Here is a 22,763-nt window from a genome sequence, read left to right on the forward strand (position 1 = left end):
CCGGAACGATTCGAGCATGTGCCTTGCGGCGAGTAGTATGCGAAAGAGGCTGTGATGTACAGGAAAGGTGCGTATGCGATGGTGACGATCAAGGATGTGGCGGCCAAGGCGGGAGTCTCGAAGACCACTGCGTCCGACGCCCTGCGCGGTGGCGGCGAAGTAAGCGCCAAGACCATGCAGCGTGTGCGGGCCATCGCCGAACAGATGGGCTACAAGCCCAACGTGTCCGCGCGTTCGTTGCGCTCGGGCCGCAGCAATACCATCACGTTTCTCACCTCGGGCATTCAGGGAAGCTACTTCGCGGAGGTCGCCACGTACTTCGCCGAGGAGATCAACCGGCGCGGCATGTACATGCTTATCGAGCTGACGAAATTCGTGCGCGACGACGCGAAGGAGAAGATCCCGTTCCCCATGTCGGACGGCATCATCGCCACCAACGCGCTGCACGTCGATCAGCTGCTGCGCGAGCATCCGACCGTCGTACTGGAGAATTACGACGACGATTGCCCGTACGACACAGTGAACGCGTCCAGTGCGGCCGGGTCTCGCGCTGCGATCCGCCATCTGGCAGAGCGCGGCTGCACGCGCATCGCCGTGGTCGGCGACAACCGGGGCCCGGGCATTTATCCCGGCGCGCGCGACCTGCGCTATGAATCGGCGCGGGACGAGTGCCGCAAGCTCGGATTGCAGTTCGACGACGCCTCGTTCGTCCGCTCGCAGTGGTCGCGGCAGGGCGGCATCGCAACCGGCCATGCGCTGGTCGACGCCGGCATGCCGTTCGACGGATTGTTCTGCCTGAGCGACGGCATTGCGCTTGGCGTGATCCGCGGGCTGGCCGAGTGCGGCGTGCGTGTGCCGGACGATGTTGCTGTGGTCGGCTTCGACGGCGTGCTGGAAGGACGGTTCTACAATCCGTCGCTGACGTCGGTGCGCACCGATTTCGTGACGATGGCGCGCGTTGCGATGGATCTGCTCATGCGGCGCATCGAGCATCCCGACGACAAGGCCGCCCGCCAGTGCATGACCGTCGGCTACGAGATCAGCGAGGGCGAGTCCACGGCCCGGTAATCCATCGATTCTTAGGCGGTCAGTGGTTCTGCGAGGCCCGCGATACGACGATATCGCGGGCCTCGCCGTATTCGGGCGGCGTTCATGCGTCTACATCTTATCGATGAGACACGCCGATGGTGCCGGTTCGTTTCCGGAAGGTTCCGGATTGTGTTATATTAAGTCTTGCAACAATTCAAACCGTCTCAAGCGAACTATTTATTCGGAACGTTACGGGCAGTGATGCCGGTATCGTTCGGTCACCGGAACAACGCGACGCCTGCCTCGTCATACAGGCGAAGCTAGGCCGGTTTCCATTGGACGGAAGGCAACGGAGAAAAGAAAGAGGTCAGTGATGACTAGCACCTCAATCGCGAGCAGCGGCACCGTTGAAACGGGTCGCCTGTCCGCATGGACCAAGATCGCATATGCGTTCTTCGGACTGTCATTCACCATGTCCACCATGGTCAACACATGGCAGATGTTCTACTACACGTCCTTCATGGCCATCGGCGTCGGCGTCGTGACCACCATGCTCGCATTCGGCAAGTGGGCCGGTGCGGCCATCTCCCCGGTCTGGGGCTGGCTGTCCGACCGCATGTACGCCACGTCCATCGGTCGCAAGCTCGGCCGCCGCCGCGCCATGCTGCTCATCCTCGCCCCGCTGAATCTCGTGTTCTATGTGCTGCTGTGGCTGCCGAACATGCCGGTGTGGGCCTACATCCTGTTCAACGTCGGCTACTTCGCCATTTGGCCGGGCGTCACCACCATCGACTACGCCCTGCCGTCCGAAATGACCGACAACTCCAAGGACCGCGCCCAGCTTGTCGTCGGAGGCCAGATCGGCGGCGCCGTCGGTTCCTTCGGCCTGTCCATGCTCAACGTCTACCTGTTCACGCTCTGGGGCAACAAGACCTGGGACGCCTACTTCAAGATCGCCATGCTGTACGCGGTCGTCGGCACCATCCTGCTGGTCCTCGCCGCATTCGCCATCAAGGAACGCCCGTACGACCCGTCCACCGACGTGGCCGCAGCCGATAAGGACGCCAAGGGCAAGACGAGCGCTCTCAAGCAGATCGTCTCCGTCTTCTGGAACTTCGTCTCTGTCATCCGCATCCGCACGTTCCGCAACTACCTGTACATCTTCCTCACCCAGATCATCTTCCGCAACGTGCGTGGCACCCTGAACTCCTACTTCATCATCTTCGTGCTCATGCTCACCGCTCAGGACGTGTCGCTGTCCACCGGCATCAGCTTCCTGTTCGGCATCGCGTTCGTCACCTTCTGGGGCTGGGCCACCAGCAAGGTCGGCGGCCTGAAGACCTATCGTGCCGGCGGCTACATCACCTTCCTGATTTTCGGCGCGATCCTCGTCATGGGCCTGCTCAAGCACAACTTCACCCCCACCCAGCTGGCCATCGGCTTCACCGTGCTCATCACCGCGTTCGGCCTCGGCAACTCCGGCATCGTGAACGCGCAGCAGTACATCCAGGCATTTGTGCCCGACGTCGACGAGATCGTCACCGGCAAGCGCCGCGAAGGCCAGTACGCCGGCATCACCGAAACGCTGTCCACCGTCGTGCAGGCCCTCGTCGTGGCCGGCACCGGCTGGGTGCTCGTGCTCTTCGGCTTCCAGTCCGGCTCCGACACGCAGCCCGACAGCGCCGTGAACGCCCTGCTGTACATGTACTGCCTCACCCCGATGGTCCTCACCCTGCTCGGCAACTTCCTCACCTATCGCATGCACCTCAACGACGAGAACCACAAGGTGCTCGTCGCCGAAGCCAAGCGCCTGCGCGAAGGCGGCTCCATGGCGGACGTCACTCCGGAGACCCGCAAGGTCGTCGAGGATCTCGCCGGCATGAAGTACGAGGAGTGCTGGGGCCACAACAACATCATCAACATCTCCAACCGGGGCTGAACCGCTGCTCCGGACTTCGGTCCGATGATGTGATTTGATTTTCCGCCAGGTGCACCTCCTGTTTCTCGCTTGACGGATGTTTGCAGCCGGCGGCTTCTGATCCGATTGCCGGGTCGGAGGCCGCCGGTTTTTCATATCCGCTTCGCCGGCTTCCTCACCGCGACGCATGTTTCTTATCTTTTCCTTCATGTACCTCTGTGCAAAGGAGCATCTCCCGTGCAATTCACCACCTATGAACCACCCGTCAGCAAGCCTCAGCCGGCGTTGGCCGAGGCCTCGAACGGACGCCAGATCATCGACTTCGACGCCGACTGGCGGTTCTTCCGCGGTTCTCCGGCCGGCGCGGAACGCCCCGACTTCGACGACTCCGCATGGCGCGAAGTCACCGTGCCCCACGACTTCGGCGTGGAAGGTCGTTTCTCGCGCAACGCCCGCGCCACCGTCGGTTATCTCAAGGTCGGCGAAGGCTGGTATCGCAAGACGTTCACCATCCCCGCCGCGCTCGCCGGCAAACGGTTCGTCCTCGACTTCGACGGCGTGATGGACCGCTCTGAAATCTGGCTCAACGGCAGTAAGGTCGGAGAACACCACTACGGCTACACCGCATTCCAGCTCGACGTGACCGATCATCTGCGCTTCGGCGACGAGACCAACGTCGTCACCGTGCGCGCCGTCAACGAGGAACCGAGCTCGCGCTGGTACGCGGGCGCCGGCCTGTACCGCGACATCACGCTCATCGTCACTGATCCGATCCACGTTGCGCAGTACGGCACGCAGATCACCACGCCGACGCTGGCCGACGACGTCGCGCACGGCGTCGCCAACGTCAGCGTCAAGACCACCGTCGCCAACGAAACCGACGCCACGGCGAACGTCGCCGTGCGCACGGTCATCGTCGACGCGGACGGCAACGTCGTCGCCGAGAACGCCGCGCAGGCCGCCGTCGAGCCGACCGATATGACCGGCCGTCTCGTTGAGTCCGACGGCGATGACGACGCCGCATACGCACCCCGGCCGACCGTCGAACAGACGCTCGGCATCGTCGACCCGAAACTGTGGAGTACGTCCGATCCGTACCAGTATCTGGCGAAGACGACCGTGCTCGCCGCCGACGGCGAAACCGTGCTCGACGCGTACGAAACACGCTTCGGACTGCGCTGGATCACGCTCGACCCGCAGCACGGCCTGTTCCTCAACGGCGTGAACATGCGCGCGCTCGGCATGTGCATGCACCACGACCAAGGCGCGCTCGGTGCGGCCGCATACCCTCGCGCCGTCACACGACAGCTCGAAATCATGAAGGAGGGCGGCGTCAACGCAATCCGCACCAGCCACAACCCGGCATGCAAGACGCAGATCGCCGAATGCAGCCGGCTCGGCCTGCTCGTGCTCGAAGAACTCACCGACATGTGGACCGCGCCGAAGAACCGCAACGACTACTCCAACTACTTCGCCGTCGACTACCCTGAAGACCTCAAGGCCATGATCCTGCGCGATCGCAACGAGCCGAGCGTGTTCATGTGGGGCATGGGCAACGAAATCGCTTGGCAGGAATCCGAATTGTCGATCGCCGAAGACCTCACGCGCCGCTGCCATCTGCTCGACCCGACGCGACCGAACTCCGTCAACGACGCGTCGTATCTGTCCAAGGGCATCGACGGCATCGGCAATGAGATCCATCACCGCATGGATACGCGCGGCTACTCGTACATCGGCAAGGACAAGATGCTCGAAGTGCACGAGAAGAACCCGGACGACGTGATCGTCAACTCGGAAAGCGCCAACATCTGCTCCAATCGCGGCTACTATGTCTACCCCACCGAAGTGAGCGCATGCCCGGCCGTGCTGCCCGCCATCGACACCAGCAAATACGAGTTCGAACCCGGCCGCAAGCCGTGGGACGATACGACTTACGAACTGAGCTGCTACAACATCCGCGGCAAGCGTGGCAACTACATCGACGTCGCGTTCGAGCGGCTCATCCACATTCCGTTCAACGTGGGCGAGTTCGGCTGGACCGGCTTCGACTACATCGGAGAACCCGCGCCATACATCTCCAACTCGTACTGGACCAAGCCCGACATGGCCGAATCCGACGGCACGGTGCTGGCTCCGCTGCGCTCCTACTACGGCATGGTCGACACAGCCGGCATCCCGAAGGATCAGTGGTACATCTACAAATCACTGTGGACCGACCCGGACGACGCACCGATGGTGCATCTGCTGCCGCACTGGAACTGGAGCGTCGGCGAAGCGGTGAGCGTGTGGGCATACACGAACGCCGCATCGGCCGAGCTGTTCCTCAATGGCCGTTCGCTCGGCGTGCGCGAATTCGACAGCTTCGACACGGACTTCCATCTGGACGCGTCCCATGCGGACAAACCGTTCCAGTACCGCTACGCGAAGGTGAATCCGACCCGCCGTAAGCTCAGCCTCGACTGGGAGGTGCCGTTCGAACCGGGCACGATCGAGGTCGTGGCGCGTGATGCCACCGGCCGCATCGTGGCGCGCGACAGCAAGACCACCCCGGGGTCGCCGGCCGCGCTGCGATTGTCCGCCGACCGTCACGTGATCGCCGGTGACGGCAAGGATCTGAGCTACGTCACCGCTGCCGTAACCGACGATATCGGCGTGACCGTGCCGCGTGCCGACGACGAGGTGACGTTCAGCGTGGAGCACGGCCGCCTGCTCGGCACCGACAATGGCAGCCAGACGAACACCGAGCCGCTGCAATCCGCCACGCACCGCGCGTACAGCGGCCTGGTGGTGGCGATCGTCGCCTCCGACGGTTCCGGACTGCCGATCCGTGTGACCGCGCGCGGCAAGGGACTGAAGAAGGCGTCGTGCGTGATCGCAGTGGCCGGAACCGTGGCGGCCGGTGACGTGGTCGATGTCGAGCCGGTTGCCGTGCGTACGGTAGTGGGCGTCGCGCCGACGCTGCCTGCCACCGCAGCCGTGCGGTTCGGCGACGGATCGTGCCGTGACGTTCCGGTGACGTGGGATGCGATCGACGATGACGCATACGGCAAGCCCGACACGTTCCGCGTGCGCGGCGTGATTGACTGCGGCGATGATGTTTCCCGTGAAACATTCGCCGACGTGGTTGTGGTGACGGTGGATGCCGTAGTGCCGGTCGCGTTGACCGTGGCCGGCGATGACGGTATTGCCGATCGTCCGGTGGAACTGCCGGATGAGGTGGCCGCGATCACCAGTGACGGCGGATTCGTGCGGTTGCCGGTGACGTGGGAGGGGTGGCCCGATGGCGTTGGTGCTGCGGGCAGTGACGTTGTCGCGGTATCCGGAACCGTTGCGGTGCCCGGCGGCGCGTCCGGTCCGTCGCAATCACTGACCGCGCATGCGTCCGTTCGCATCCTCGCGGACGGCGAGCGGCCGGTCAACGAACCTGCGCTCACCGCACTGCGCATCAACGGCAAGTCCGTCGCGGATTTCAACCCCGAACGCACCGAATACACGCTCACCCAGCGCTACGACCAGCCCAAGCCGATCATCGAGGCCGAAGCCGAAGGCAACAACCTCGTCTACATACTGCCGCCGTCCAACTGGCCGAACGGGGCATATCGTGTGCACGTCACCGGCGAGGACGGCAAGCGTGGGCGCGTGTATACGATCGGTCTTGATATCGCCCCCGCTCCGGTCGCCAACGTGAGCATCAATGCAACCGTTGCCGACCCGGTCGAAGACACGATCGTGCCGCTCGTCGTCACCGCGACCGACACCAACGGCCTGCCGATCGATCTCGACGATGCGCACGTTGTCGTCGACAGTTCCGATCATGCCGTGCTCGCAGTAGGCGATCCCGCCGCCGATCGTGCGGCGTCGTCTGCCGGCGGTGATGATCATGCGCTCGCCGCGGTACTTGCCGGCACCGCCAACGTCACTGCGACCGTCACCTACGGCGATGCGACCGTCACCAGCGCTCCCCTGCCGATCACCGTGACGCACGGTGCGCAAGTCAAGCAGCCGGTCGTCGCGCGCGACGTCTCGCTGCGTACCGTCACGGGCGAGATGCCCGCGCTGCCGACTACGACGACCGTCTCGTTCGATCGCGGATTCGACGCCGAGATCCCGGTCGATTGGCAGCCGATCCCGAGCGATGCGCTGGCCGAACCCGGTCTCGTGACCGTTACCGGAACCGTCGGCGATACCGGACTGACCGCACGCGCCACGATCGTCGTCGTTGCGGTGTCCGCGGTGTCCAACGTATCCGTCGCAACCATCACGCACATCGTGCCCGATCTGGCCGAAACCTTCCCGACCGTCGCCGTCTACTGGAGTGACGGACTCAAGGAGGAGCTGCCAGTCGTGTGGGATGCGATCGACGAGACGGCCGTCGCCGTGCAGGGCGAGTTCACGGTCGAAGGCACAGTCGACGGATTGACCGGTCGTCGTGCCGTCGCGCATGTTCGCGTGACCGACGACCATGTGCAGAACCGCGACCTGTTCTCGTTCCGCAACGACGTGTACCCGCAGGTGTCCGCCTCGTACACGAACCCCGATCCGAAGGCGCAGGAAGACGTGGCCGACCTCATGGACGGCACCGTCTCGTACACCGCGCGTCCCGGCTACAACCTGAAGAATCGCTGGTCGACGGCCGGCGATCCGTCCCGCACGGCATGGCTGGAATACCGCTTCGGCTACGGCGAGGAAACGCCGTTCATGCTCGACTCGTTCACGGTGTACTACTGCCTGGACGGTGACGGCGTGGTGTTGCCGGAGCACGTGGAGGTCGAGTATCTCGATGCGGACGGCTCCGCGGGTGCGAGTGTGGATGGCGCGGCTTCGTGGAAGCCGGTGCGTGGCCTGTCCGTGACCCATCATCCGGTCGAGCAGAAGAACGACGCGGCGTGGGCGTACGCGACCGTCGGCGACAAGCCGGGCAGCGAGATGGTCTCGCATGGCGACGAGACGACGTATGCGTTCGAAATGGTGCGCACTTCGCGCATCCGTATCACCTTCCATACGGATGACGGCGAGGTCGTGGCGATCACCGAGGTACGGGGCGACGCGCAGATTCCGGCGGCGCATGGTGACGCCGAGCTGGCCGGAATTCTCGTCGGAGGCGAGCCGGTCTCGTTCGATCCGGATGTGACGACGTATGCGTCGGGTGCATCCGGTGTGCCCGGTGACGGTTCGCAAGTGACCGTCGAACCCGTGCCGGTGGCCGGCTCCAATGCCGCGATCACCGTGGTGCCGCCGGCCGTGGGATCGGATGAGACGCGCATCATCGTCACGTCCGAGGACCACGTCACCACGCGTACCTACACGGTGACCACGGCGGCTGGTCGCTGATTGTTCAGTTGGTGCGGTCTTTTCTGGTCTCTCGGTAGAAAAGGTCGTCGCAATCGACACTCAGTGCGCGCAATCACGACGTGGACGCGCACTGAGTGACGATTGCGGATGATCGATGCGACGGATGCGGTGGGCAGGATGCATCGGTCCACCAAAGACAGCTTCGTCGCCGCAATCGCCGAACGGGATCATGCGGACTTCATCATCACGAACCATGTGAAGGATTTCAGCCTCTCTTCCGGTCGAAGCCGTGACGCCGATCGAATATCTCAACCGCATGCAATTCACATGACGGCAACGTCGACATGAACGTAATCGTCGACTCGGTCACCGAAGATGCCCATTGACCCGAATACGCCGATTTCGGCAGTCCTGTTCCGTCAGCCCCAATCCGGATACCTGCCCCACGCCTTATAGGCAGAACGACATGTAGAGCGGGAGGAATCGGCGGTGTCCTTCTCGCGCGGCAGGGCGCGGATGCAGCACGTATTCGGTGCCGAGACGGCCGGCGAACTTGACAGCGAATTTGTCGAGCGAGACGGTCGAATACCGTTTGCCGGACTTGACTTCGATGGAACTGATGCGCGGTTTCATGGCTGCGTCCGGGTATGGGCGCACGATGAGGAAATCGATCTCCATGCGCTCCTCCCGGATGTTGGATGCTTTGGAGTAGAAATAAAGATCATGCCCCGATGCTGCAAGCTGCTGCGCTACGGCGTTTTCGGCCAGCATGCCCTCATTGACCCCGTCGGCCCCAAGCAGCACCTGGCGGTACACGTCGGGCATGGACGAGCCACCCGCCGAAAACGCCAAGGTGGACAACAGCCCGGTATCGGCCATATAGCACTTCACCGTGGATTCGTCGGCGCTGAGCGCCAGTCCCAGAGACGGATCCTCCGCCAGAACGCACAGGTTGACCGTCGCCGCCTCACGCAGCCACGCGAACGCGGTCATGAAATCACGTGATCGCGAACCATGCTCCACCTGCGTGTACACCAAACGCTTCTCATGCTTCGACAGCTGTCCGGGAATGGCGTCGAACACGGCGCGGATCCGTTTGGCGGCCAAGCCGCCGTATTTTTCTATATCCTCCCGATACAGCTTGAGCACCATACGCTTCGCGCGATCCGCGGCAGCCATGTCACGTGACGGCGCGTACGCGGCCACGGCCTGCGGCATGCCGCCGACCAGCATGTATTCGCGCCACAGCCTGCTCGCCTTGCGGTGGAGCGCATCCGGCATCGACGCATCCGAATCGAAAGCATGCCGAATCATCGTAGCCAGCGCGGTCTCCCCCATCGCCCACAGAAACTCCTCGAAATCCATGGGCCCCATGGTCATGGATTCCTCCTCCGAAGGAATAAGGATGTCCTTGACGTTGGCATTGATCGAAATGAGCGAACCGGTTTCGAGGTAGTCGAAGCGACCGTCGGCCACGAGATGCTTGATGAACTCGCGCGCGGGCGGGAACAGCTGCACCTCGTCGAAGATCACCAACGATTTGCGACGAGTCAGATTGACGCCGAACGCCGCGCTTAGGTACAGGAAAAAGCCGTCCAGATCGTTGCGCATGTCGAGAAACGTTTGCTTGAATTCGTCGGTGACCCGAGTGAAATCCACGAGCACGTACGAGTCGTACTCATTGCGTGCGAATTCGACGGCAATGGTGGACTTTCCCACGCGTCGTGCTCCCTCGATGAGCATGGCGGTATGCCCGTTGCTGTCGCGCTTCCAATCGAGCAGTCGGTCGTATGCCTTCCTGCGGAACATGTCAACTCCTTGTATTGCACGTTTCTAAGGTTTAAGCATACCATTGGATTGCACGTTTTTGAGGTTTCAAGTAGGTTGGAAATTACACCTTTATGAGGATTGATGACCTGCTTCAATCGCATGTTTCTCAGGTTTCGACGATCAATGCCGATTCGGAGGCGTTCGATGCGATCGGCCACGGCGAATGAAAGTCCGCCGTGGCCACCGACTTCCACGGCATGGCCAACACCGCCGTTTCGCTGCTCATGCGCCGCATCGAGCATCCGGACGAGGAATACTTCCCGCAGACCGTGTCCGTCGGGTACAAGCTCGTCGAACGAGAGTCCACCGCTCGGCGGTGAACGGCGCCCCCCTGTCGCGCCCCGCTGAATCCGCATGTCCGCTTCGTTTTTTTCTATAATGGAACGACGCGAGAACGGGCTCGCGCATGAGATTGAAGGGGCGCTGTCATGGTGCGGGGAACAGGAAATGCGAATGGCGGCGGCCCCGGTCTTGGCTCGGGTCCGGGAACGGACTTGCATGCGGCGCGCGGCGGTGGCCGTCGTATCGCGATGATCGTGATTGCGGCCGTTGTCGCAACGATATTGGTGATCGCGGTCGGCATCGGCGTCGGCGTGCATCTTGCGCGGTCGGTCGGCGGTGATCGCGGTGGCGCGTCGTCCGCGAACGGGACGAACGGGTCGGGCGGTGCCGGCGGAGCAACCGGATCGTCCGGCAGCGGCACTGCGAACGGCTCCGGCACGACCGGCGGCTCGTCCGGCGGCAGCGGCGCGGCGACGTCGCAGTTGCCGTTCTCCATCAGCAACATCGACGTGCCGACGACCATCATCGACCCCGAACACGGCGCCGCGAACGCGACGCTCGCGTCCGAATGGCAATTCGGCGGCGATTATCGGCTCATCGGATCGTTTCCGGTCGACGCGAGTGCGGTGTTCGGTTCGGCCACGGACGTTCCCGACGACGTCAGCTCGTACGCGGCCGCATTCATCGGCCGGACGCAGGGCGGCGCCAATGCCGTAACCGCGCTGGACGCTCCGCAAACCGGGCAACGCGTCTTCTACGAGCCGCAGGACGGCACCGCCACCGCCGATCGCGCCGTGTGGCGCTCGTCCACCGTCAACGGCAGCGCGCAGGTGCGCTACGACAACTGGCGCGTGCAAACATGGAGCAAGGCCAGCGGCAAGACGATCACGCTCGCCACGGCGCAGGACCTCAACGGGCGCGAGGACACGCGCGCGTTGGGCGAGGAAGTCGTGCCCACGTTCAACGGCACGCACGCGTATTTCGCAACCACCGTGCCCGATCCGGACGATGACGATTTCGACGATTGGGATCCGCGCGTGATCGCGATGCGGCTCGACGGCAGCGGAAAGCCGCAGATCATCGGCTACGGATCGTATCCTGCCGCGGTCGATGGCGGCGTGCTGTACGCGTCGACGGATCCGGACGACGACGATCGCTACCGCGACGTCGTCTCGTACACGGACGCAGGTGGCACGACGAAGTCGATCGTGCGTTTCTCCGTCGGCGGCGAGTGCGTCGTCTCGTCGGGCATCACCAAGCTGCGTCAGCATGCCGATTGTGACGATGACGATGACGATGATGGCGACCGTAACCGCAACGGCGGTCGCGGCGACGCGGACGACTGGAGCATCGCCGGACTGTGGGCGCATGGCGGCTATCGCGCGATGGCCGTGACGAACACGGACGATGCGGAAGACGGGAACCCCGACACGTACATCGGCGTGTGGGGCGACGATTTCCGCACGCCGATCGCATGGCTGCATGCGGACGGCGTGGCGAACGTGGTCGGTTCGATGAACGCGCGCTGGTTCGTATGGGGTGCGGGATCGCAGGACCGGCATGCGGGCATGTACGCGTTCAATCTGACGGATGGGTCGGTGAAGAAGCTCGGCGAGGCGGTCGGATACTCGCGGCCGGCCATCGCGCGCGAGAACGATACGGTGATGGTTCCGGTGGTCAAGGACGGCTCCTCCCCTGTGTCGTATCGGGTGGGGATGTTGGAGTAGATGGTGGTTTCATCCCCACATTCGATGCTGATGGGTGGGATGTGGGGATGGTTGTACCATGAGCGGGCTCGAAATGGGTTGTAAGTGACGGGATTTCCCCACTTGTCTGCGTATCCCCACATGTAAGGGGACTCGCCTGCGGCGAGGCTGTTGTTTTGCGGACGGCGGCGGTGGCCGCCGTCTGGGGAGTTCGAGCGCGGCTGGGCCGCGCCGAACTCGGGAAAAGGAAAGGCCCCCGCTGGATGAGCGGGGGCCTTGCTGTGCCGGAGGTTGTTCGCGTGCGCTTCGCTATAACGCGAACAACCTCCTACGTTTGCGTGTTGGGAAGCCCACTGGGCTTCCCAACCGTGAATTGCAGCGCCAGCTGCAATTCACGACGCAAACGTCAGCCCGTGTTCTGGAGGCCGGCGGCGACGCCCGAAACGGTGCAGAGGATGAGGTAGATGAAGCCGGCCTGCTGGCTCTGGCTGAGTTCTTCCTTATCCACCTTCTTGCGCAGCGAACGCAGCGCAAGCACCTGCGTGACGGACAGCGCGTCCACGTACGGGGAACGCACGCGAATCGCCTGACCGAGCACGTGACGATGCTGCAGCGGCCACTGGTCGCCGACGATGCGTAGCACCCACTTCGTGGTCAGCTCCATCTCGTCGAGAACCTTCTTCGACAGCTCCTCGTCGTCGCCAAGCGCGAGATACATCTTCGCGATGCGCTCGTCGGTCTTGGCCAGCGACATCTCGATGTTGTCGATGAACGTCGAGAACAGCGGCCACTCTTCGTACGCCTGACGCAGCGTCTCCAGATCGCCGAACTGCTCGCACGCCGTGCCCAGGCCGTACCAGGCGGCCAGGTTGATGCGCGCCTGCGCCCACGAGAACACCCACGGGATCGTGCGCAGATCGTCGAGCGACTTCGCGCCAAGGCCACGCTTGGCCGGACGCGAGCCGATCGGCAGCAGGCCGACCTCGGTCAGCGGCGTGACGGTCGAGAACCACGGTGCGAAGTCCGGCGTGTTCAGCAGGTCGAGGAAGCGGTTGTGCGCGGCCTCGTCCAGCTTCGCCGTCATGTCCGCGTACTTCGCGGTCATCTCGGTGTTCGTCTTCTCGACGCTCGGCGCGGACTGCAGCAGCGTCGCGGCCGCAACGGACTCGATGTGGCGCACGGCCAGCACCGGGTTGCCGTAACGGGCGAAGATGACCTCGCCCTGCTCGGTCAGCTTGAAGCGGCAGTTCACGGAACCCTTCGGCTGGGCCAGCACCGCACGGTTCGCCGGGCCGCCGCCACGACCGACGGCGCCGCCGCGGCCATGGAACAGGGTCAGATCGATGTTGTGCTTCTCAGCCCAAGCGACGATGCGCTGCTCGGCGGAATGCAGGGCCAGCGTCGCGGTGGTCGGGCCGGCGTCCTTCGACGAATCGGAGTAGCCGAGCATGACCTCCATCTTGCCGCCGGTGGCCTTCAGACGAGCCTGCACCTCGGGGATCTTGACGATCTCCTCGAGCACGTCCACCGAGTTCTCGAGATCCTCGAGCTGCTCGAACAGCGGGATCACGTCGATGGTCGGCACGTCCTCCGGATGCGCGAACGCGAGACGGTTCAGCTCGTACACGTCGCGCACGTTCTGCGCGCTCTTGGTGAACGAGATGATGTAACGGCGGGCGGCCTTGATGCCGTTGCGCTTCTGGATCGAACCGAGCGCGCGGAACGTGTCGAGCACCTCGTGCGTCATCGGCTGCAGCGGGCCGCGCTCGCCGTGCAGACCGTGCTCGCGGATGTCCTCCAGCGCGCGCGAATGCACGACCGAATGCTGACGGAACTCCATCTCGACCATGTGGAAGCCGAACGTCTCGGCCTGCCAGATCAGATCCTGCAGCGGGCCATAGGCGGAACGCTTCGCGCCGGCATCGGCCAGCGAACGCTGCACGACCTTCAGGTCGGCGATGAAATCATCGCAGGTGTGGTACATCAGATCGGCGTCGCGGGCCACGGTGTAGTGCAGGCGGTCGGCCATGACCAGCATGACCGCGCGGTGCAGTTCCTTCGTGGAGATGAGCGCGGCCTTGTCGGTCAGACGCTCGCTCATTTCCTTCTGGTGGTTCCACAGGTTCTTCAGCTCGGCGCTCGGCGGCGTGGTCTCCGATTCCATCGTCAGGTTGCGGCCGACGGTGCGGGTCGCCTCCTCAAGGGCGGTGATCACGTGATCGGAGAACTTGCGGGCCACCTGACGGCTCACCTTGGCGGTGACGTTCGGGTTGCCGTCGCGGTCGGAGCCGATCCAGCTGCCCGGATGGAAGAACGCGGGGCACACCGGCTCGACGAGGCCGGCCTTGTCGCCCAGCACCCAGTCGTCGAAACGACGGTAGACGGCCGGAATCGTGTGGAACAGCGTGTTGTCGAAGATGTCGAGGATCGTGTCCGCCTCTTCGACCGGGGTCGGCTTCTTCAGCGCGATCGGCGACGTGCGGAACAGTGCATCGATCTCGTTGTAGAGACGGCGGCAGTTTTCCTTGCGGTCGGAGCCGCCCAGCGTGCGGTGCGCCTCCAGCAGTTCCGCGATGCGGCGGATCTTGCCTTCGACGGCCTTGCGGCGGGCTTCGGTCGGATGCGCGGTGAACACGGGATGGAACTCGAGCTTGTCGAGCAGTTCCTTCGCCTTCGCCGGACCCATCTCGTTGATGAGCTGGTGGTAGGCGCACGTCATCTCGTTGACCGGGTCGACGGCCTGATCGCCGGAAACCTCGTTCTCGCGCTGGTGCAGCACGGAGACGCGGTAGTTCTCCTCGCTCAGGTTCGCCAGATGGAAGTACGTGGCGAACGCGCGGGCGAGCAGCTGCGCGTCGTGCAGGTGCATGTTGTCGATGGTTTCGACGGCCTTCGCCAGTCCGTCGTGCTCCGGATCCGGGTCGGACAGAACGCCTTCAAAATGCTCGGCGCTGGCCTCCACCGCGTAATGACGCACGGTGTCGAACGTGGCAAGCAGTTCGGGATCGAATTCGCCCAGGACGTCGCGCAGAATGCGCAGACACAAGTCCATATCGTATTTGAGCGATTCGGGAAGATCACGCTCTTCGGGGCCTTTGGTCCCCAAACCGGACGTCACGATCGTGGCGTCGGCGGGCGTGATCTGCTGATCATTAGTTGTCATCAGACCTCCTTTGCTGAACTCCCGGTTGCTCGGTCTGCCGGTCATCCGCGGCTCCTCCGCGGTTGTTTTGGCCGGTCGTTGCAAGCCCAAAGCCGTTGGTTCAACGGTTGTGGGGCTATTGTATGACCGGGTTATCGACACTTTGGTTACAGGGTTCGGGTTTTGGGAAACGAACAGTGGCTCATGTTCGGTTCGCATTCGGCTTTTTCCTCCCGAATCTTCGTCGCAAGCCGTCAGTCGCTGCAAATATGAGACGCGACCATTCATAATGTGGACTCAAATATGGTCGTTAACGAACTCGCCCACGCCGGGCGGTAAACCTGAAAACGTGAGTCAAGGGCATCAATACGAACGAGAAAACGGCGAAACCAGCGCCGCGGCAGTACAGCATTTCCATACGCACTCCATCCCGCTCGACATGGAAGACATCGAGCGCGACTGGGACAAACCCATCACCGAAGCGGGCATCGCCGCCAAAGCCAGCGTCATCGTGCGTGTCGGCCTGCTCGACCTGTCCGCCGGCACCGGCTCGTTCCGCGTGCGCGAAATGATGCACCGCATCGCCTACCCGCTCGGCGTGCACGTGCGCGCCGACGTCAACCTCACCGACATCGAAGCCGCCTGCACCGACGGCAAGGACCGCATCACCGAAGTCATCGACCTGCCCACCACCGGCGTCAACACCGAACGCATCTGGCTGCTCGAACACTTCGCCGACTGGTTCAGCGTCAACCTCGGCGAAGACTCCATGTACCACACGCGATCCGAAGTCTCCTCCGGGCTCATGCAGCACCTCGACAGCAAGGACGCCTCACAGGTTTCCGCGCAACTCGCCAAGAAGCTGCGCGAAGAGGAAAAGCTGGGGAAAAGCACGGCTTCCGCGGCCGCCGGTCCTTCTGCATCTTCCGGCACCAGCAAGCCCGGACAGGACGCCGTGCTTGACGCGCTCGAAATCGCCAGCCAGCATGCGGATCCGGGCGATCCGCGGGCGCATCAGCTGCACGTTCACGAAACGGACTGGTCGCAGTCGGCCATGACCCAGTCGCTGGCGGCAAGGGCGGCGGTGGCCCAGGCTGAAGAGCATGCCGCCGGTGAAGCCGCCGAGGACTACCGAATCTCCGGGGATGCGCGGCCCGTCGTCGAAGACGTCGATCATGCCGACGACGTCCACGACATTGCAGACATCACGTCCGCCGGCAGCGGGCGCGGAACGGGTGACTCGGCACCGGACGACGGTCGTGCCGTTGCGACAGAGTCTTACGGCCCGTCGGCGAAACCGACCGTCAACGATGCCGCCGCAACCGACGAACGACCGGTCACGGACCGTGTCGTCAAGGATCATGTCAAGCATCATAAGGCGCCGGACAGCGGATTCCTGCCGTCCGAGGCCGACGCGCGCAAGCACGCGCACAAGCCGCCGAAAGGCGAATACGCGGCCCACTTCGACCACGTCGGCAAAACGCGTGCGTCGCGCGGCGCCGGCATCACCGTGCGGCAGGCCCACCAGCGGCTCGACATGATCGAACGCCGCAAGCCGCTCTACTCCCCCGCCTTCGCCGGCCTCGCCTCCGCGATCGCCTGCGCGTCCTTCGTGTTCCTGCTCGGCGGCGGTCCGTACGACATGGTCGGCGCGTTCGTCGGCGCCGGACTCGGCCACTGGCTGCGCCGCCTCCTGTTCAAGCATCATCTCAACCAGTTCTTCGTCACGTTCGTGTGCGTGGCCGTCGCGGCGCTCGCATGCACCGGCACGTTGCGCCTGATCGGCCTGTTCGACCCGGTCGCGCTGCAGCACGACACGGCATACATCGGTGCGATGCTGTTCGTTATCCCGGGCTTCCCGCTCATCACGGGCGGACTCGACATGGCGAAGATCGACTTCCCGTCCGGCGTGCAGCGCGTGACCTACGTGCTGTGCATCATCCTCATGGCCACGCTCGCCGGGTGGATGGTCGCCACGATCGTGCACCTCAATCCGCAGGGATTCGAGCCGCTCGGGCTTAACCCGTGGGTCAACATGCTGCTGCGTGCGCTGTTCGCGTTCCTTGGCGTGTGGGGCTTCTCCGTGATGTTCAACTCGCCGCAGCGCATGTGCCTGACGGCCGCCGTGATCGGCATGATCACCGACACGCTGCGCCTCGAAATCGTGGACATGGGCGTGCCTGCCGAGGCGGGCGCATTCATCGGCGCGTTCCTGGCCGGCATTCTGGCCACCGTGTGGCGCTCGTCGGTGCGCAAGGGCTGGCTGCCGCCGCACCTCGGCTACCCACGCATCTGCCTGACGGTGCCGTCGATCGTCATCATGGTGCCGGGCATGTATATGTACCGCGCGATGTGGTACCTCGGCAGCTTCCAGACGTTGAACGCGCTTGACTGGGCGTTCCGCGCGTTCATGGTCATCATCTGCCTGCCGATCGGCCTGGCGATGGCTCGCGTCATCACCGACAAGTCGTGGCGGTACGACATCTGAGCCGGGTTGCGAATCAACACGCCCGGGGCCGACGCAGTGCGCTGGCCCCGGGCATCGTGTTTTTTGGCCCTTGTGATTGTGGTTTGGCCGCGAGGCTACTGCAGTTTGACGATGCAGTTTGACGATCGAGAGGCTGATTGGCTGTTTGATCATCTGCCCGTTCTTGGTGGCTTTGGCTTTCTGCAATCTGAGAGGCAATTTTGGATTGTTGTATTGTTCTATCTGCAATCTGAGAGGCAGCGTTCATCGAGCATCGGCGTGGTTCACCGGAGCAATCGTCTGCATTCCAACGGGAATTCTGTTTGTTTGGAAACCATCTGCCTCTCAGATTGCAGATAGTGCCATTTGACGAGGCACTGCGAGCGGATCTGGGCGCACTCGACTATGCATCCGATGAGCTTGCTGGATCACGGCTTCGCCTCGGGACGGGTCGAGGCTTGGGCCCATATCGGCCGCTTGCGGAGCCGACGTCCGTCGCAAACCTGTCTCATGCTCATTCGCGGCATCACGGGCACCGGAATGCGGAGCGCCTGCTGCATCTTGTCGGCTATACGCTGTGCCAATGCTTCTTCGTTCTCTTCGTTTCGCAGATCCACGAGCGTGACTTTGACGTACGTCCAGCCGGCGGCTTCGATGTCTTCTCGCCGTTTGTCGTCCCTGAGCACCTGCTGGCTGCTGAACCGATGATGGTTGCCGTCATATTCGATCGCGATACGCAGTTCCGGATACGCCATATCAAGGAATACTGATCGCGAACTGTTGGGGATATGCAGTTCGTAATTGACGTCGGGAACGGGCAGACCGTATTTCATCAAGACGATGCGCACCCGGGTCTCCATGGATGAGTCGGTGTTCTCCTTCATTGCCCGGAGCGCCAGACGGCAGGCGCGAACGCCATCAAATTTTCCGGCTTGTTCGATGTAGCGTTGGAAATCAACGAGTTCCGCCCGTTTGAGCCGCCTGTCTCGGCGCATCATGGAGTCGCCCAGTACGATGAGTTCTTCCAATGACAGCACTGAAGCGAAATGAGCCCATGTGCAGACCGGGGTCGTGCATTCGAATTTTCTTGCGATGATTCGTGTTTCTATGGGGCCGGTCCATGCCAGATATTGCACGTTCGACAGGTGGCTGCGCCGCTTGAGGCTCGGCACGATGACCGTGATTATGGGCCGCCGTCTGATGTGTGGCGGCATTCGCGGGATTTCAATGCCAAGCAGTTCCAGAGCCGCGGTTCGGGCATATACAAGGTGTTGCTTGGTTCGATGCTCCAGCTCTTCGCAGATGAGTAGTCGGTTTCGTTTGGTTGCCGTGAGGGAGGACAGGGAAAAGGATTCGTTAGATTCGTCGTTATTGGTCATATCGCGACCGTATGGGATACGTCGTGGTTCCGCCATTGTTCTCAGTGAAGTTGTGGATATGTTGATAAATGTGGATAACTTGATTGTGACGGATATCCCTTACTGCCGACTGCGATGAGCGGGCAATCCAATGCGCGATTGCCGTGTTCATCGGCAAAGGTCCGGGCGTGTTGCCGGGGTCCTATGCCGACGTGCCACCAGTCCGTCGATCCCTCGGACATCGGTCCGCGCCGGCGGCCAGCCGATCACATTCGCGAGGCAATGCGTACGCGACCGGCTGGCCGCGGCGAACTTGCGAACCCGTCTACCGCTCGTCCACCACCTCGGCGGTGATGAGCCCGTCCTCGTCCATCGTGCCAATCGGATCGAGATAATGGTCGAACTCGTACAGCACCTCGTCGCTCGGCGCGGCGGTGGCAAGCGACACCACCACGATCGCCGCCAGCGACAGCACGAACGCGGGCAGCAGCTCGTAGATCGCGAACACGCCGCCCAACGGCTTGACGAACTCATGCCAGATGAGCACGGCCGCCGTGCCCACCAGCATGCCCGCGATCGCGCCCGGCCGGTTGGTGCGACGCCAGTACAGCGAGCACAGCATGAGCGGTCCGAACGAAGCACCAAGGCCGGCCCACGCGTAGGACACCACTTGGAAAATCGAGGAATTCTGGTCGTAGGCCACGATCACGCCGAACACGAACATGAGCACGAGCGTGGCGCGAGCCACCATCATCACCTGCCGGTCGGTCGCGCGGCGATGCACCACGCCGCGGAACAGGTTTTCCGCCATCGCGGACGCGCCGATGATCATGTATGACGACGACGAGCTCATCGAAGCGGCGAAAATGCCCGACACCACCACGCCGCACATGAAGCTCGGCAGCAGCGTCTGTGCGATCACGATGAACACGTTCTCCGCCGCCGCCTGAGTCGCGAATGCGGTCGGCATCATCGCGCGGCCCACCAGACCGATGCACACGCCGCACGCCAGCGACAGCACGCACCATGAGGTCGCGATGATGCGCGATTTGCGGATCTCCTCCACGCTGCGGATCGAGAGGAACCGCACGAGCACCTGCGGCATGCCGAAATAGCCGAGGCCCCACGCCATCATCGACACGATGGTGATGATGCCGTAGTCGCGCGGCGCGCCGAACACGGCCTGCCCGTCGCGGATGATCTGCTCGCCAAGGTCGTTCAGTGTCGGCACCGCGACCTCCGTGCCCGACAGGAATCCCGGAATGGCACGCAGGAACGAGACCGTATTGCCGATGCCGCCCACCGAGACGATCGAACCGACGAACACCACGGCCAGCGCGAAGAACATGAGCATGCCCTGGATGAAGTCGGTCACCACCACCGACAGGTATCCTCCGACGATGGTGTACACGAACACGACCATCGCGCCGAGGATCATCATGAGGTGGTAGTCGAACCCGAACAGGGTGGCGAACAGTTTGCCGACCGTCACGAAGCAGCTACCCACGTACACGCAGAAGAACACGAGGATGATGAACGCGGCGATGGTCGACAGGATGTTCTCACGGTCGTGGAAGCGCTTGGAGAAAAAGTCGGGAATGGTGATCGCATCGCCGGCGACCACAGAGTAGCGGCGCAGACGGCGGGCGACGAGCTTCCAATTCAGATACGTGCCGACGGCGAGGCCAAGCGCCGTCCACATCGGGTCGGCCGCGCCCGTGAAATACGCGAGGCCGGGCAGGCCCATGAGCAGCCAGCCGGACATGTCGGACGCCTCGGCGGACAGGGCGGTGAGCCATGGGCCGACGCCGCGGCCGCCGGCAAAATACTCTTGGGACGAGGAGTTGGAGCGTTTGGAGAACACGAATCCGACCGAGAGCATTGCGGCGAAGTAGATGCCCATCGCGAGCAAAATCCAAAAATCGTTAAGGCCCATGTTCTTCCTGTCTCTTCATGGTGTTCGTCGGTGTATCGGACGATCCCTCGTTCGGTGTTGAAATGTGAAGGAAAAACGACGAACTAATAGTTTGTCGCCAATGTACCGGCAAAATCACAAAGCGGACCGTTGCGTCTCGCACTGTGGGCCATTCATGGGGGGCTGCGAGTCATTCGGTCGGCCGGGGGTTCGGATGCTTTTGACGTTGCCGACGATTGGCATCGTCTGCCGTCTCGAAATGTCCTGTTGCCTGTTGCAGATGCTATCGGCAAGCTATCGGCACGCTATCTGCAATTTGAGAGGCAGTTTTCCCTAGTCGCACGGCTCTACTTGCAATCTGAGAGGCAGCTCTCTTCCGTGAGCGAAGCATCTTGCGGTGGATTTAATGGTGATTGAGCGGTTTTGGGTGACCCCTACCATGGTCGACTGCCTCTCGGATTGCAAGTAGAGGTATGTAATTCATGAAAACTGCCTCTCAGATCGCAGATAGACAGCAGATGGGCGCAGTGATCACGTCGGAAAGCATTCGTGTGAATATCGAGCATACGACAAAGGCCGGAAGCAATCGCCCCCGGCCCTCACACCCATTCCGTTTGTGAATGGAATCAGTACTTCATGCCCATGGCCTCGCGTACCTGCTCGAGGGTTTCCTCGGCGATGGCGTTCGCGCGGGCGTTGCCGTCATGCAGCACGTCGCGCACGTAATCCATGTCCTTCGCCAGTTCGGCGCGGCGCTCGCGATGCGGCGCGAGGAAGCTGTTCACGGATTCGATCACATACGCCTTGAGCGCGCCGGCGCCGGCCTCGCCGATCTCCTCGGCGATCTCCTTCGGATCGCGGCCGGTCACGAGTCCCGCGGTGGTCAGCAGCGCGGACACCTGCGGGCGCGCGATCGGGTCGAACGTGATGCGGCGCTCGGAATCGGTCGGGCTCTTCTTGATGAGCTTCGCGGTTTCCTCCGCGGTCGCGCCGAGCATGATCGAGTTGCCGTACGACTTGCTCATCTTGCGTCCGTCGAGGCCCGGAATTTCCGGCGCGTCCGACAGGATCGCGGCTGGTTCCGGGAACACCGGGTGCTTCTTCGCGTAACGCTCGTTGAAGCGGCGCGCGATGGTGCGCGTGATTTCGACGTGCGGCAGGTTGTCCTTGCCGATCGGCACGACGTTCGCCTTGCAGAACAGGATGTCGCACGCCTGATGCACCGGGTAGGTGAGCAGCAGGCCGGTCAGCGCGTGGCCCGACGCCTCCATTTCGGACTTGACGGTCGGGTTGCGGTGCAGCTCGGCCTCGGTGACGAGCGACAGGAACGGCAGCAGCAGCTGGTTTTCGGCCGGCACGGCGGAGTGCGTGAAGATCATGGTCTTCTTCGGGTCGATGCCCGCGGCCATGTAGTCGAGCACGAGGTTGAGCACGTTGTCCTGGATGTGCTCGGTGGTGTCGCGGTCGGTGATGACCTGATAGTCCGCGATGATGATGTTGGTGTTCACGCCGCGCTCCTGCATGGCGACGCGCTCGCGGATGGAACCGAAGTAGTGTCCGAGATGCAGACGGCCGGTCGGACGGTCGCCGGTGAGCATGGTGAACTTGCCCGGGTTGGCCTCGAGCTTGGCGAGCGTCTCGTCGGAGCGCTTCTTCGCCGCGAGGAAGCTCGCGCTCATTTCGTTGCCGGCCGCGGTCAGCTGCTGTTCTTGGGATTCGTCCGTCATTCGTTCCCGCCTTTGCGCGTGTTGAAACACCTGAAAAATATCGCTTTTATCGTAAAAGTCCGAGACGACAAGCATGGCGCGGCAAACAAGTGGTACT

Annotated in this window: 11 protein-coding genes and 1 pseudogene; 7 read left to right on the forward strand and 5 right to left on the reverse strand. The window is 62.9% G+C overall.

The genetic code is table 11. The annotated features are described in order from the left end of the window. Positions 1-54: 54 nt before the first annotated feature. The 4 genes from KIH79_RS08345 (at position 55) to KIH79_RS08360 (ending at position 8,587) form a co-directional block, all read left to right on the forward strand. Positions 55-1,068: a LacI family DNA-binding transcriptional regulator gene (locus tag KIH79_RS08345; protein ID WP_236023729.1), complete on the forward strand. Its 1,014-nt coding sequence runs from the start codon at positions 55-57 to the stop codon at positions 1,066-1,068. A gap of 334 nt (positions 1,069-1,402) precedes the next feature. Beyond that, complete coding sequence (locus KIH79_RS08350; RefSeq protein ID WP_219058963.1) at positions 1,403-2,968, forward strand: MFS transporter; 1,566 nt, start codon at positions 1,403-1,405, stop codon at positions 2,966-2,968. Between the two features lie 216 nt (positions 2,969-3,184). Next, on the forward strand, positions 3,185-8,278 hold the full coding sequence (locus KIH79_RS08355; protein WP_219058964.1) for an Ig-like domain-containing protein: 5,094 nt from the start codon (positions 3,185-3,187) through the stop codon (positions 8,276-8,278). Positions 8,279-8,386: 108 nt separating this feature from the next. Further along, positions 8,387-8,587, forward strand: coding sequence for a hypothetical protein (locus KIH79_RS08360; protein WP_236023730.1), 201 nt, complete (start codon positions 8,387-8,389; stop codon positions 8,585-8,587). A gap of 102 nt (positions 8,588-8,689) precedes the next feature. On the opposite strand, the gene KIH79_RS08365 is transcribed toward KIH79_RS08360, so the two are convergent. Next, a complete protein-coding gene (locus tag KIH79_RS08365; protein ID WP_219058965.1) occupies positions 8,690-10,048 on the reverse strand; it encodes an ATP-binding protein in 1,359 nt (452 codons plus the stop codon). A 191-nt stretch (positions 10,049-10,239) separates the two neighbouring features. Here KIH79_RS08365 and KIH79_RS13235 point away from each other — a divergent pair. Continuing rightward, positions 10,240-10,389, forward strand: a pseudogene (locus tag KIH79_RS13235) (substrate-binding domain-containing protein); the annotation flags it as partial. Positions 10,390-10,497: 108 nt separating this feature from the next. Beyond that, a complete protein-coding gene (locus KIH79_RS08375) occupies positions 10,498-12,078 on the forward strand; it encodes a hypothetical protein (RefSeq protein ID WP_219058966.1) in 1,581 nt (526 codons plus the stop codon). 385 nt (positions 12,079-12,463) lie between these two features. Here the strand turns inward: KIH79_RS08375 and KIH79_RS08380 are convergent, their stop codons facing one another. Then, positions 12,464-15,220, reverse strand: coding sequence for a phosphoenolpyruvate carboxylase (locus KIH79_RS08380; protein WP_219058967.1), 2,757 nt, complete (start codon positions 15,218-15,220; stop codon positions 12,464-12,466). 268 nt (positions 15,221-15,488) lie between these two features. On the opposite strand from KIH79_RS08380, the gene KIH79_RS08385 reads away from it, so the two are divergent. Continuing rightward, positions 15,489-17,687: a threonine/serine exporter family protein gene (locus tag KIH79_RS08385; protein ID WP_219058968.1), complete on the forward strand. Its 2,199-nt coding sequence runs from the start codon at positions 15,489-15,491 to the stop codon at positions 17,685-17,687. A 407-nt stretch (positions 17,688-18,094) separates the two neighbouring features. Here KIH79_RS08385 and KIH79_RS08390 read toward each other — a convergent pair whose 3' ends face one another. From KIH79_RS08390 to trpS, 3 genes are all read right to left on the reverse strand, one after another. Further along, the gene (locus KIH79_RS08390; RefSeq protein ID WP_219058969.1) at positions 18,095-19,045 is read right to left on the reverse strand and encodes a hypothetical protein; all 951 of its coding nucleotides are present in this window, start codon (positions 19,043-19,045) and stop codon (positions 18,095-18,097) included. Between the two features lie 304 nt (positions 19,046-19,349). Beyond that, a complete protein-coding gene (locus KIH79_RS08395) occupies positions 19,350-20,960 on the reverse strand; it encodes a sodium/proline symporter (protein ID WP_219058970.1) in 1,611 nt (536 codons plus the stop codon). A gap of 605 nt (positions 20,961-21,565) precedes the next feature. After that, positions 21,566-22,666 (reverse strand): tryptophan--tRNA ligase, encoded by a 1,101-nt coding sequence (gene trpS, locus KIH79_RS08400; protein WP_219058971.1) that lies wholly within the window; start codon positions 22,664-22,666, stop codon positions 21,566-21,568. Positions 22,667-22,763 lie beyond the last annotated feature (97 nt).

The organism is Bifidobacterium miconis (assembly GCF_019331735.1).
Lineage (GTDB): Bacteria > Actinomycetota > Actinomycetes > Actinomycetales > Bifidobacteriaceae > Bifidobacterium > Bifidobacterium miconis.